12 protein-coding genes are annotated in these 12,839 nt (G+C 46.0%); 7 read left to right on the top strand and 5 right to left on the bottom strand.

What is annotated here, in order from left to right; genetic code table 11:
- Positions 1–29: 29 nt before the first annotated feature.
- The 5 genes from VPR01S_RS09420 (at position 30) to katG (ending at position 5,916) form a co-directional block, all read left to right on the top strand.
- Positions 30–923, top strand: a complete 894-nt coding sequence (locus VPR01S_RS09420; RefSeq protein ID WP_021705090.1) for a LysR family transcriptional regulator — start codon at positions 30–32, stop codon at positions 921–923.
- 167 nt (positions 924–1,090) lie between these two features.
- Positions 1,091–1,969, top strand: coding sequence for a hypothetical protein (locus VPR01S_RS09415; protein WP_021705089.1), 879 nt, complete (start codon positions 1,091–1,093; stop codon positions 1,967–1,969).
- A 98-nt stretch (positions 1,970–2,067) separates the two neighbouring features.
- The gene (locus tag VPR01S_RS09410) at positions 2,068–2,958 is read left to right on the top strand and encodes a hydrogen peroxide-inducible genes activator (protein WP_021705088.1); all 891 of its coding nucleotides are present in this window, start codon (positions 2,068–2,070) and stop codon (positions 2,956–2,958) included.
- 188 nt (positions 2,959–3,146) lie between these two features.
- A complete protein-coding gene (locus VPR01S_RS09405) occupies positions 3,147–3,617 on the top strand; it encodes a Dps family protein (RefSeq protein WP_021705087.1) in 471 nt (156 codons plus the stop codon).
- A 127-nt stretch (positions 3,618–3,744) separates the two neighbouring features.
- Entirely contained in the window at positions 3,745–5,916 is a 2,172-nt protein-coding gene (katG, locus tag VPR01S_RS09400; protein ID WP_021705086.1) for a catalase/peroxidase HPI, read from the top strand.
- A 302-nt stretch (positions 5,917–6,218) separates the two neighbouring features.
- On the opposite strand, the gene VPR01S_RS09395 is transcribed toward katG, so the two are convergent.
- Positions 6,219–7,151 (bottom strand): hypothetical protein, encoded by a 933-nt coding sequence (locus VPR01S_RS09395; protein WP_021705085.1) that lies wholly within the window; start codon positions 7,149–7,151, stop codon positions 6,219–6,221.
- A gap of 322 nt (positions 7,152–7,473) precedes the next feature.
- Here VPR01S_RS09395 and VPR01S_RS09390 point away from each other — a divergent pair, with 322 nt between their 5' ends.
- Positions 7,474–8,007 carry a DUF3859 domain-containing protein gene (locus VPR01S_RS09390; protein WP_021705084.1) on the top strand — a complete coding sequence of 178 codons (534 nt, stop codon included), beginning with the start codon at positions 7,474–7,476 and terminating at the stop codon, positions 8,005–8,007.
- A gap of 967 nt (positions 8,008–8,974) precedes the next feature.
- Here VPR01S_RS09390 and VPR01S_RS09385 read toward each other — a convergent pair.
- Positions 8,975–9,826 carry a hypothetical protein gene (locus VPR01S_RS09385; RefSeq protein WP_021705082.1) on the bottom strand — a complete coding sequence of 284 codons (852 nt, stop codon included), beginning with the start codon at positions 9,824–9,826 and terminating at the stop codon, positions 8,975–8,977.
- 725 nt (positions 9,827–10,551) lie between these two features.
- Positions 10,552–10,830, bottom strand: a complete 279-nt coding sequence (gene ppiC / locus VPR01S_RS09375) for a peptidylprolyl isomerase PpiC (protein WP_021705080.1) — start codon at positions 10,828–10,830, stop codon at positions 10,552–10,554.
- A 182-nt stretch (positions 10,831–11,012) separates the two neighbouring features.
- On the opposite strand from ppiC, the gene VPR01S_RS09370 reads away from it, so the two are divergent.
- The gene (locus VPR01S_RS09370; protein WP_021705079.1) at positions 11,013–11,930 is read left to right on the top strand and encodes a chemotaxis protein; all 918 of its coding nucleotides are present in this window, start codon (positions 11,013–11,015) and stop codon (positions 11,928–11,930) included.
- A gap of 5 nt (positions 11,931–11,935) precedes the next feature.
- Here the strand turns inward: VPR01S_RS09370 and VPR01S_RS09365 are convergent, their stop codons facing one another.
- Positions 11,936–12,301: an MmcQ/YjbR family DNA-binding protein gene (locus VPR01S_RS09365; RefSeq protein WP_021705078.1), complete on the bottom strand. Its 366-nt coding sequence runs from the start codon at positions 12,299–12,301 to the stop codon at positions 11,936–11,938.
- A 15-nt stretch (positions 12,302–12,316) separates the two neighbouring features.
- Positions 12,317–12,799 (bottom strand): MarR family winged helix-turn-helix transcriptional regulator, encoded by a 483-nt coding sequence (locus VPR01S_RS09360; RefSeq protein ID WP_021705077.1) that lies wholly within the window; start codon positions 12,797–12,799, stop codon positions 12,317–12,319.
- Between the last annotated feature and the right edge of the window lie 40 nt (positions 12,800–12,839).

The raw sequence follows: 12,839 nt of genomic DNA, 5'->3' as shown, positions 1-12,839 counted from the left end.
AAAATGCACAGAACGCCACACTCTGAATAATGAAAGACATCGATTTAAATCTAATCCCGGCACTGAAAGTACTTCTTGAAGAGCGAAATGTTGCTCGCGCCGCCAGACGAATGAACTTGAGTCAGTCAGCAATGAGCCGGACCTTGGCGCGTTTGCGTGACACGATGGACGATCCTGTTCTAGTGCGAGCAGGCCGAGGGCTGGTTCCCTCGCCACGTGCACTGGAGATTCAGGCTCAGGTGGCCCGAATAAGTTCAGAGGTTGAAGAGGTACTCAGACCCGTGACCTCGTTACACATCGGAGAGATCGAACGTACCTTCACACTCTTAACCAGCGATGGATTTGTGGAAAGTATCGGCGGCACACTGATCCAATCCATTGCCGAAGAAGCGCCCGGTATTCGGATCCGTTTTCTCTCTCACGCAACCGCCCAAGGTAATAGCCTGAGAGATGGCTCGGTCGATATTGAGACGGGTAAACTCAGCGAGTTGTCTCATCCCGAGCTGATTGTGCAAAGAATGTTTGATGACGAATTCATCGGCGTGGTTCAAAAAGGTCACTCCCTGAGCAGGAAGACCATTACACAAAAATCGTATCTGCAAGCGGGTCACATTGGCGTGTGTCGTAACGGTCAACGCGGCCATCACTTAGCCTCGTTGTTAGATAAACCAGAAGATGAACTTGATGTTCGCGCATTGGTTGGCAGCTATAGCAGCGCGGTCGCATTAGCACGAAGCACACCTTTTATCGCCACCGTTCCGGCAAAGCATACGGAAAGCCTGAGGAAAAACATGCATAGCTTTGCACTGCCGTTTAACCTCCCCTCCATCACCATTTCAATGTTCTGGCACCCAAGAATGAACGCCGATCTGGCACACCGCTGGTTGAGAGAAAAGATCTTGACCATCAGTCAGACATTGTAAATTTCGCCGCGCATACTGCGGTGAAGGCTTCTTTTGTCTGGCTGAGTCGCTTCAAGTCAGTGCTTATTTTCACCCTCTAACTAACGCGCTCTCCCACACGAAAGAACTACGCGTACCATTTAAACGTATATACTTGGTAACAACAGATACCTTTTCAGAGAGTAGTGATGTTGAAACAACAACTTTATGAACGTTATCTGCCAGGGTACTCAGAAAGCAAGAGTAACGAAGAAAAGCAGCGCCTCTGGCAGCAAGCCGCGCCCGAAACCATCTACCAGCTCAACAGCGAATTGCAAAAATTGCATGGTGAAGGTGCTGATTTTCTTTCGCTGAGCGATCCAATGCGCGCCCAACTCGGTGTATCAATTTGGCCAGATCTTTTGGCGATGGATATCGCGTTTTGGCGAGAACATCAACATTGGCTGATGCATAACGATATTCCCCCAACCAGTTTCAAGCGAGTCAATGACTCCAGCCTAAATTGTAAGATCCCGCAAAATTACATCAATCAGTACAACGGGGAACACTTGCGGCTATATTATCAATCCCAACTTGTTTATGGTCGGCTATACAGTGCACTCCACTACATTCTCAATCACGTCAAATCAGCCATCGATACCTGGATAGAAGAGCGCTACCCTTATCAGTTGCCCTCTGAGCTGTACTTCCCGTCTGACGATGAGCAACCCACCCGCTCACAAATTACGTATCGACGATCTGACAATTTCAATTACCAATCGCTCAAACGCTACTTTAACCAGCACTATTCCAGCTGGCTTGGGGAACAGTACCTCAACTGGATGCTCGAACTCAATCAGCAGCTCAACCGCCAAACTGCCGCCACGTATATCGTTGAGTACTGCGATGCCCACGGCTCACCGTGCGTCGATTTCATTTGTAAAAACGAAAGCACACTCCGCATGATCCGCCCTGATCATTTTGTTGAAGATATGCTGCAAATGGCAAGCTCCACGCATTACCTTGAGCACGAAGTCCAACTCGTTGCGCTAGATATTGAAAAACGGTGTCGTGCCGAAGGATGGTAGGTACCCATCGATTTTGCTCGGCAGCACCAAATAAACGCGTTTCAATCATCTAAAATAACTTTGATGAAGGAACGAAATCATACCGACAGGCGGGCCGCATGCTATCCATTAAACAATTAACGTATGCTTTGGCCGTTTCGAAGACTCTGCATTTTCGCAAAGCGGCCGAACTCTGTCATGTTCGTCAATCCACATTAAGCACGGGCATCAGTGAGCTTGAAAAACAGCTTGGCATTAAGATTTTTGAACGCGACAATAAGAAAGTGCTCGTCACACCGATCGGCCGAGAGGTGCTCGACAAAGCATCAAACATCATGCTTCAACTTGAAGATATGACACATCTCGATCACAGCTATGGCCAACCCTTCTGTTTTCCGCTTTCTGTTGGCATGATTCCGACCATCGCTCCCTACCTGCTGCCTAAGCTTTTACTCACGCTCAAAAAACAGTATCCAAACGCCAAAATCGATATTGTAGAAGAGCAATCACACGTGTTGGTGGACATGGTACACAGTGGTGAAATCGATGCCGCAGTGCTGGCCATTCCCTACCCTTGTGATGGCTTGCTCACCTTGGAGTTTTGGCAAGAAGACTTTTACTGGGTTGCACTGGAAGGTGAAAAACACACAGACCAAACTGACATCGCGTCCGAAGAGCTTCAGGATACCAACCTGATGCTGCTGAAAGAGGGCCACTGCTTGAAAGATCATATCCTTGACGCGTGCCGGCTCTCTGAGCAAACGGCCAATCAGGAATACCGAGCAACTAGCCTCAATACCTTGATTCAGATGGTAATGAGCGGCATGGGGACGACCTTGATCCCGGAAATGGCATTAGAGCAACTGGTGACACACTATCCGGTACTATCGACCGTTCATCTTAATGAGCCCGGGCCACATCGTCGCATCGCACTGGCCTTTCGTCCCAATTACGCGGATGTGACCAGCTTGGAGGTGCTCTCTCGTATCGCCAAACAATCTCTCACTTAACCACCATACCAATCGCTGCAGGAAACAACATTGAACACGCGCGCATCAGTTCCACAAGGTTCGCTCAGCCATCTAAATTTTCGAACGTAACATTCATTTTTATCATTTTTACAAATCACTGCATGTACTCAATACTTTTTGTAGCACTTAGTAAATAACAGCACTGAGCGGTATTAAAGGGAGTGAACATGACACACATTAATATCGGGATTGACAGAGAGCATCGACTGAATACAGCCGAAGGATTAAAGCGCCTTCTCGCAGATTCTTACACTCTCTACCTACAAACGCATAATTTTCATTGGAATGTGGAAGGTCCGAATTTCAGAGAACTGCATCTGATGTTCGAAGAACAGTATACAGAGCTTGCGACTGCGGTAGATGACATCGCGGAGCGAATCCGCACACTGGATGTGCCAGCTCCCGGTACTTTCCGAGACTTCGAGCAGTTAAGCGCCATCAGAGAAGTCGAAGGCGTACCCAGCTCAACGGAAATGATCGACATCCTTACCCGAAACCATGAACACGTAGTGAAAACCGCTCGTCATGTTCTAAAGCTTGCGCAGCAGGCCGATGATGAGTCCAGCATTGCGTTGGTGTCCGATAGAATGCGAATCCATGAGAAAACCGCCTGGATGTTACGTTCTTTACAAAAATAACTGGCATCCACAACCATAAAAGGATGTATCTAATCTTGTTAACCGTACAGACTCGTACCTTATGCCCGTGTTGTTCACCAGTTGTACCGACTAGCACTCGCACATCGCCAATAATGGGAGAATACACATGTCACAGGAAAAAGCGCATTCCGCTGGCCAATGTCCGGTAATGCATGGATCCATGACCACTCAGGATCGAACTGAAAAAAACTGGTGGCCCAAGTCCCTCAACCTCGACATCTTGCACCAGCACGATGTCAAAACGAATCCGATGTCGCATGACTTTGATTACCGGGAAGAAGTTAAAAAACTCGACTTTGCAGCATTGAAGCAGGATCTGATCGCCTTAATGACCGATAGCCAGCCTTGGTGGCCGGCAGACTGGGGCCATTACGGTGGACTAATGATTCGCATGTCCTGGCATGCTGCGGGGACTTATCGAATCGCCGATGGACGCGGCGGCGCGGGCACCGGTAACCTTCGTTTTGCTCCCCTCAATTCATGGCCAGACAATGCCAACCTGGACAAAGCCCGTCGCATACTTTGGCCAATCAAAAAGAAATACGGCAATAAACTCAGTTGGGCAGATTTGATCGCCTACGCCGGAACAATCGCATACGAATCCATGGGGTTAAAAACGTTCGGTTTTGGATTTGGTCGTGACGATATCTGGCATCCAGAAAAAGACACCTATTGGGGCTCAGAGAGAGAATGGTTAGCCCCGACAGACAATCCGCATAGCCGCTACTCAGGTGAAAGAGATCTGGAAAACCCACTTGCCGCCGTAATGATGGGCTTAATTTACGTCAATCCTGAAGGCGTCGATGGTCAACCCGATCCGCTCAAAACCGCACACGATGTTCGTATCACGTTCGCCCGCATGGCAATGAACGATGAAGAGACGGTCGCGCTTACTGCTGGTGGCCATACCGTCGGGAAAGCGCACGGTAACGGCAACCCGGCCAATCTGGGGCCAGAGCCTGAAGGTGCAGACATTCAAGATCAAGGTCTGGGCTGGCTAAACAAAACCACTCGCGGTGTTGGAAGCAACGCGGTCACCAGTGGTCTCGAAGGCGCCTGGACCACGCATCCCACTCAATGGGACAACGGCTATTTCCATCTGCTTCTTGACTACGCCTGGGAATTAAATAAAAGCCCCGCAGGCGCTTCGCAATGGGAGCCTGTCAATATCAAAGAAGAGGACAAACCCGTCGACCCGGAAAACCCGTCGGTGCGACACAACCCAATCATGACCGACGCTGATATGGCGATGAAGATGGACCCTGAATATCGCAAAATCTCGGAGCGCTTTCAGCAAGATCCGGCGTACTTTGCCGATACTTTCGCCCGTGCGTGGTTCAAGTTAACACACAGAGACATGGGGCCAAAAGCCCGATATATTGGCCCGGAAGTACCTCAAGAAGATCTAATCTGGCAAGATCCGGCTCCCCAAGGAAATACAAACTACAACGTAGACGCAGTCAAAGAAAAAATTGTCGCCAGTGGACTGTCGATCGGTGACATGGTCTCAACAGCATGGGACAGCGCACGTACCTTCCGTCAATCCGATAAACGCGGCGGCGCAAATGGTGCCCGGATTCGTCTCGCACCTCAAAAAGACTGGCAAGGTAACGAGCCAGACCGCCTGTCTAGGGTATTACCAGTGATGGAACGCATCGCCAGTGAGAACGGTGTGAGCGTGGCAGACGTCATTGTACTGGCAGGCAACGTGGGTATTGAGCAGGCCGCCAAGGCCGCAGGTATTCCTATAACGGTGCCGTTTTCTCCTGGACGCGGTGATACCACGCAAGCAATGACAGATGTAGAGTCCTTCGAAGTTCTCGAGCCGCTGCACGATGGTTACCGTAACTGGCTAAAACAGAGCTATGCGGTAACGCCAGAAGAGATGCTGTTAGACCGCACTCAGTTAATGGGTTTAACGGCCGCAGAAATGACGGTTCTGATTGGCGGAATGCGTGTGCTTGGCACCAACTATGACGGCAGCAAACACGGCGTGTTGACCGACCGAGTCGGACAGCTCACAAATGATTTCTTTATCAATCTGACCGACATGAATTACACGTGGGAGCCGGTTGGTGATAATCTCTATGAAATTCGCAGCCGCAGTACCGGTGACGTTCAATGGACAGCAACACGTGTTGATCTGGTATTTGGCTCCAACTCAATACTCAGAGCTTACGCGGAACTGTATGCTCAAGACGACAACTTAGATAAATTTGTCGAAGATTTTGTTGTCGCCTGGGGCAAAGTCATGAACGCGGATCGTTTTGATCTCTAGTTGAAACTGTACTCGCTCCCCCGCACCACAAGCCATCGTGCGGGGGACACACATCTTATACAAAAGCACAAACAACCATTCTGTGTCTAGAATACTAACCACAATCGACATGAAAATGCAGTATCACTGAGACAGCGTCTCTGAAATTGCTGCTGAGGCCATCACCGGAGCAATTCAGCATAGGAATAGCTCAGCGTCCCGCTTTGTGTAAGCGGCTCACCTCTAAGCGTTGAACAGGATTCTGTTTACTCAAAGGTTTGGAAACTATTGTTGTTGGGCACCTCCTACGTTAGGTGGAAAGCCTATAACTTGTCATCATGACTGACCAATATTTCGGCCACATAGATTTTGGCGTAAGGATCTACCGAAGAACTTTCATGGTTAACCTGAACAACACTAATTAGGTAATATCGATTAAGAAACTCAATGACTTTCGCTTCCCTTAGATACATATTTAGCTCTTTTACATCTTCGTTCGTTGTCTTATCAATCACGTAAATATTACTATAGTTATCGTAAAATCCTCTTGACTCGAGAATGAATGGAAGATCCTTATTGATATCTACTTTATCATTTGGTCCAAATGACACGACCCTATATGACTTTAATTGAAGAGAAAATGTATCGTAGAAATCGAGCTTATTGATTTCATTTACATCTACTGAGCCTAAAACTCTACCCTCACTTTCATTTGACTTAACAATGATCAACTCCCCTTCTTTGTTCAAAGCTAAAACGTTTTTCCTCCTCTTCCCATTAATTTCGGCCATTTGGGGAGGTTCATGTGTTTGATTAAACGGCGGGAAGGTAACTTTGATGGGCCGACCTGTTTCTTTATCTACAGCAAACCAAGTCGCCACTTCTGGAATTGAATGTTTAGTTAAATCAAAAGGCACTACGGCTGGCATTGGTTTGTTTGCTTCCAACTTACCGTCAGCCCACCACACAACGAAAATTAATATCGCTGCGGCTCCAGTAACTCTGAGTGCACCAACTTTAAATGTTGCGTCACTGACTCCGCCTAAAAATCGATATAATACTGCGGCGACAGCAATACCCAAAAAAATCGAAATAATTGGAGGTGGGATAAGTATAGGATCTTCGAGAAACCATAAAGCCGTTGATATTAGCGCCAGGAGCAAAGTAGTAACGATGATCACTACAATAACTATATCTTCTGCATTGAGTCTTTTGCTTGGTCGGTAGTCTGTACTTGGCTCAACATTGCTCATCATTACGTTCTCAGTCATCACCATATGCAACAATTATAGCATCAACTTGTGACTATTCACGGAAAGATTCGCATTAGTAGATCCTTAAAAAACAAATTAAAATCAATTAGTTAAAGACTATTGCCTTTTCAATAAACAAGGTAAGAATTACCTTTCTATCAGATAGGTATGTGCTGGTGACAGCGGGACAGCTTCACTCGAAGAAGAAAATATTTTCTGTTGTTAATTGTCTTATTTTATATGGACTTATATACTATTTAACCGTTTTCAATCTATTATTCACATAAACAAAAAGCTCGTTTGATATGAGCAAAAAGGAACAACGATGATTCACAATAAAATGTCGGTAATTGGCTTACTTTCTATTTTAACTCTGCTGGGTGGTTGTACATCTACCCTTGAAACGCAGTCCACTCAGGCGCAACAAACGAAAACTAACGCAGCAGCCACCGTTCTTATCAATCAATTTGGCCAGGCTACGCCGATCGTAAATAATAATCAGGTTGTGGGTTACAGCTTCCAGGACGACTCTGACACTGTAACGGCGAAAATAGGTCAGTTCTTTGGTTTCCGTTACAAAGCAACGCAAACGATCAAACTCAGCGCTGGCTCTACACAAGCGACTGTAGAAAGCAGCCTGCCAGTCGTCATCGAAGTCACTCATCCTGCTATTAATGGTTCAACGTCCAGCAGTTGGAACGATACACTGTATTTTGGTCGTCAAAACTACGTGATGTGGCAATTTGAGTCCAATCAAGAACTAGTGGCCGGTAAGTGGACTGTGGCAGTAAAACTGAACAACCAAACCATCGCTGAAAAAGAATTCTCTGTCGACGTATCCGAGAACTCGAAAGGCTAATCGTATATAAAAAGCCGCCAATGATGTGTCATTGCGCGGCCTTTTTATTCCGAATTTTTGTTATATCAATATCACTGAATTAAATTAAGCTCAGAACCTTGTACAACAGAGATGCCACCAAACCTAGAAATTTTCAGTTACTCAGTGGGCGCGATATTAGAGCCATGTACTTCCCACACACTCAGAGTGCCCTTGCCGAGTGAAGCACTCGCATTCGATTCACCCATTTGCGTTGTACCCTCTTTCTCTAACTTAGCGTACGCTTGTGAACGAGAGCCAATATAAGCCAGGGTAGACTACTGCTTTGAGACACATTAGATATGTTCAGGAAAATTGCTATTAACAAGATGCAAATGAGCGATAAAACTCGCTAAAAGAAGAGGGGGAAACCTCAATTTATGCAAGCGATTAGAAGCGTTAAAATCACGCTTACCAGAATATTCGGTCAAAGTATTTAGGTTGTCCAGGGCTTAAGTGCGATACAACACCTTAGCAACGTGTTCATTGCGATGCACTCTCACAGCATCTCATGCAGTAACTGTGACGGAGAATCTACACAAACACATTTTGGACATTTTCGAGTTACAGCCTCAAGCTGAGTCAAAATTAGGCCAACTGACGCATTAAAGTTGCGATCATCAGATCGAACAGTCGGCGTGTCGATATCGAAACTCACAATTGGTCAAAGCCTTGTGAGTGGTCAACCTAAACTAGCGATTTATGGACTATTTCAAGTATGGAAAAACCTACTAAGAAATAAGAAAGACCTGACCTTATTAGCTGTGAACTTTGGGATTTGAGTCGTGAGGATATAATATGAGCTGATTTTGACATCATTGGTGAGGTTGTTTGGTCTGGTCAGAGGATGTAACGCCATCTTCATCTACATCAATTTCCAACTTACGGAATGTCGCCTCAAGCTCAAGATCATGAAGATGAGCATGGATAATTTCTCTACAAGGTAGTGCTACAGAGAACTTTTCCACTGCTCATCTCTCGTAAAGAATTCGGAGTTTTCGTTAATAAATGAATCAACGTTATCCTCACTTTCCCCTTTTGTCATCACAACCCTTTTAAACTCTGCTTTCTTTTTTTCCACCAACATATCAACAACAGGCATATACTCCGTGACCTTTTTGAACTTACGAGTTTTAGTACATCTAAAGCCACTAACAATAGGCAGTATATAGATATCATTATGAGACTTGATCGGGATGTGGAGAGGAAAACCTACGAAAACTTTGTTATCCGACATAGTGAAAAGTATTGGCAGCCTATGCTCTAGGGACATTGCAAGTAGCCTAGAAATTTCAGTGCTTTCTGAATCACTGGTATACGCAACCGTCATATTACCACCGTGGCGATCCTTGACGCTTCTTATAGTGTTTACTATCGACTCATATGGTAGACGAGTAACCCAAAAACGCTCTATGAGTTCTTTCAACCAATCTTTAGCTTCACCTATCCGACGAGAGTCAGTATACAAGACATGGGGAGTCGTCCACCCCAACATTACTGTTAGAAGTGAGATATCCATTAGAGCTATATCTGATTGCTTAGGGTTCTCATGGAAAAGGGCTTCCTCTAGTATCCAACGACCTAGATCAAAATCAATCCCTATCCGTGCTCCCACTTCGTACATCAGCGCGTAGGTAGCAGAAGAGATGGCAAATAAAACGAGTCCAAAAGCAGTAGTAACAAAAAATGTATGGTAGCCTGTACTGCGTTTGAGACTGTGGGCATACTTGGGGTATTGGCTAAGAAAACCATAACCTGCAATACCAAATACAAACAACAGAAGTACTGTTGGTTTAATCATCCTTAACTAAAACCTTGAGTCTGTAAATAAAAATTGCAGGTTATCGACCGCTTTTCACACCACCCGACTGACCAGTGGTAGTTGCAGCCTCTAGCTGTGCTTTAACTTTGAAGCTGTCAACGAGAGAGGTAACATCGACGTCGATTACATCGTTGCTAGTCAAACGAGCTTTAATTGCTAGTTCTTGTTTACGACGAGCGTATAACTCATACTCGTGGCGAAGACGTTCATTGTCCGAAGTAGTCATTGAAGGACTATCAAGTATCATTTTTCTCCTCCCACCTACCGATTAATCCATTGACAGTAGGTTTACACCATTGTTTACAATAAGTAAACTTTATACGATTAAATTTTAGACTACACACCAGTTTTTACTACTCACCTTTCGACACCCCAAACGGGTTAATAGTTCCCCTATAGTCCCCCTCAGTAACTACTAAGCCTTATAGGTACTATGCACAAGTCCAATAGAGCATGGGCGCAAAGGATAAGAAAAACGACAGCGGGGTTATGTCTTGCCTTTTGCCTAATCGTTGCTTTTGTATATGAAAGCTACCTGATTTTCATTGTTTGAGCTTTAGTTCGTAACTCGTTTTGGGGCATAAATGAGTTGATCATGGCAGCTCAAATTATGCTTACCATGATGTTAAATCATGTTCGAGTCAGGACAGATATGTTTAAGGCATGCGTCCGTCAGATTAAAATGACTACGCAGACTCTAAACCTCACGTGCGATACAACACCTTTACAACATGCCAACCAAATTTGGTTTTCACCAAATGAGGTACTAAAGTCTCTCCAGAGAAGCACACTTTATCGAACTGTGGCACCATTTGGCCTTTACGGAACTCGCCAAGATCGCCGCCGCGTTTACCTGAGGGGCACAGCGAATGTTTCTTCGCAAGCGTTTGAAATTTTGCGCCCTTTTTTAGCTGTTTAATGATGTCTTCAGCTTGTTCTTTGTGTTTCACCAATATATGCAGTGCTGCTGCTGTCTGTGCCATGATAGACCCCGGTTAAATGCAATGGCGGGGATTGTAGCCTAAGTCTTGGTGTACTTCACCCTGTGCGGAGCTTTGCACAGATCAATAAAACCGCACTCAGTCCGGTTATTGCTTGCAGGCCGATTTCAACCTGACCAGGTTTCGGGTAACATGATTCATAAGTATCAGTTTTGAGAACCGTTATGGCAAAAACAATCAGTAAAGCAAACCAGTCTCAAGGCATGTTGATGTTCACACTCAACATGCAAAAACAGCTGTTTGCTATTGGCACCCTCAAAGTTCGGGAAATTGTGCCTTATATGCCAACGACTCAGATCCCCTATTCTCATCATCTGGTTGTTGGTACGGTAACGATTCGCAATCTAACGGTTCCGGTCATTGATATGGCCGCAGCGATAGGCTTTCGCGCTATTCAACCGGAAGAGTATAAAAATTGCTACCTTATCGTGACCGACTGCCTGAGAACCGTAGTGGCGTTTATGGTCCGCTCGATAGAGAAGATTATTGAGTGCAACTGGCGCACCATTGAAGCGGCCCCCACCAGTGCCGGGCACAACATATTTGTCACGGGCATTACCCGTTATGAAGACAAAATCGTGCAGATGCTGGACGTTGAACTGTTGCTGTCTAAGATTTACCCGCAGTACGAGTCGGCCAAAATCCCGATGCTGACAGACATTGAGCGCGAGCGCCTGAAAGCACTCAATATTCTGCTAGTAGACGACTCTTCCATCGCACGTAAGCAATTGTCCGATGCACTCGACAGCATCAATATCCCTTATCGGATCTGTAAGAATGGGATGGACGCGATTGAGTTGATGCGTGATGCCGCCGCACAGGGTGAAGCGATAGATTTATTGGTGAGTGATATTGAAATGCCGGGGCTGGATGGGTACGAACTCGCATTTGAAACTCAGAACGACAAGTCGCTAAGCCAGGCTTATATTATTCTGCATACATCCCTTTCCAGCGAAATCTGCCTTGACCGAGCTCATCAGGTCGGGGCGCACGAAGCATTGGAGAAATTCAATGCTGGCGAATTGATTGAAGCCATGCTGAGAGGCGCAGCGACACTTGAAAGCAATCGTGCCACTGCGTAATGTCCCTAAGCTCTGGGTACCAAACCCAGAGCTTCTCGCTGCGCTTTGTTGAGCGAACTGCCGACAAGCTGGTATGAGCGTTCACACAAATCTGCGACCATACCGTCCTCGACATCCCCATTAAAATAGACCGTAATCCAATGACGCTTGTTCATGTGGTAACCCGGCGTTATATCACTGAATTGGGAAGTCAGCACCTCGCCATCTTCCGGCTTTGCTTTCAGCGTGACGTACTCTTTTCCTTCCCGTTCAGCCAGGATGGCGAATACTTTGCCGCGAACTTTGAATACTAACGCTTCTGGACCGAACGGATATGAACCTTCAGCGCCCATATACTGATTAAGCTGCAGTTCCAACTGACTGATTTTCATGTGCTCTCCTGACATTTATTCGAACTGAGCCAGCCACACTTTAAGGATTTGGTTGACTTGCTTTTTCTGGCTGGCAGTAAGACTTTTTACCAACCGGTGCTGCACGTCAAGGTGTTCATGAATGATGCTGTCAATAAGTGTGAAACCGTCAGGTGTCAACTGAACAGTGACGCTACGGCGGTCTTCTTTACTGTGTTCACGAGCAATCAAACCTTTTGTTTCCAGCTTATCAAGACGATTTGTCATTGCACCTGAAGTCAGCATCATCGAATCAATCAATTCTGAGGGAGTAAGCCGATAAGGTTCCCCACTACGGCGCAGAGTGGCCAGCACATCAAACTCACCAAGTTTCAAATCATACTGCTTATGCAGATCAGCAACCTGACCTTCCATGTACTTGGCTATGCGCATTAATCGCCCCATAATGGCCATCGGTTCGGTGTCCATTTCTGGTTTCTCTCTTGCCCACTGATCCACCAAACGATCAATTGCGTCCATCAAATATTCTCCGCCTGTGATTTATTGTAGCGGTGAATAT

This window comes from Vibrio proteolyticus NBRC 13287 (assembly GCF_000467125.1).
GTDB lineage: Bacteria > Pseudomonadota > Gammaproteobacteria > Enterobacterales > Vibrionaceae > Vibrio > Vibrio proteolyticus.
This window is presented reverse-complemented; position numbering and strand designations above follow the sequence as displayed.

Excerpts from the sequence above, each read along its gene's own strand:
- VPR01S_RS09420 (WP_021705090.1), top strand. The coding sequence starts at position 30 with ATGAAAGACATCGATTTAAATCTAATCCCGGCACTGAAAGTACTTCTT.
- VPR01S_RS09415 (WP_021705089.1), top strand. The coding sequence starts at position 1,091 with ATGTTGAAACAACAACTTTATGAACGTTATCTGCCAGGGTACTCAGAA.
- VPR01S_RS09410 (WP_021705088.1), top strand. The coding sequence starts at position 2,068 with ATGCTATCCATTAAACAATTAACGTATGCTTTGGCCGTTTCGAAGACT.
- VPR01S_RS09405 (WP_021705087.1), top strand. The coding sequence starts at position 3,147 with ATGACACACATTAATATCGGGATTGACAGAGAGCATCGACTGAATACA.
- katG (WP_021705086.1), top strand. The coding sequence starts at position 3,745 with ATGTCACAGGAAAAAGCGCATTCCGCTGGCCAATGTCCGGTAATGCAT.
- VPR01S_RS09395 (WP_021705085.1), bottom strand. The coding sequence starts at position 7,151 with ATGATGAGCAATGTTGAGCCAAGTACAGACTACCGACCAAGCAAAAGA.
- VPR01S_RS09390 (WP_021705084.1), top strand. The coding sequence starts at position 7,474 with ATGATTCACAATAAAATGTCGGTAATTGGCTTACTTTCTATTTTAACT.
- VPR01S_RS09385 (WP_021705082.1), bottom strand. The coding sequence starts at position 9,826 with ATGATTAAACCAACAGTACTTCTGTTGTTTGTATTTGGTATTGCAGGT.
- ppiC (WP_021705080.1), bottom strand. The coding sequence starts at position 10,830 with ATGGCACAGACAGCAGCAGCACTGCATATATTGGTGAAACACAAAGAA.
- VPR01S_RS09370 (WP_021705079.1), top strand. The coding sequence starts at position 11,013 with ATGGCAAAAACAATCAGTAAAGCAAACCAGTCTCAAGGCATGTTGATG.
- VPR01S_RS09365 (WP_021705078.1), bottom strand. The coding sequence starts at position 12,301 with ATGAAAATCAGTCAGTTGGAACTGCAGCTTAATCAGTATATGGGCGCT.
- VPR01S_RS09360 (WP_021705077.1), bottom strand. The coding sequence starts at position 12,799 with ATGGACGCAATTGATCGTTTGGTGGATCAGTGGGCAAGAGAGAAACCA.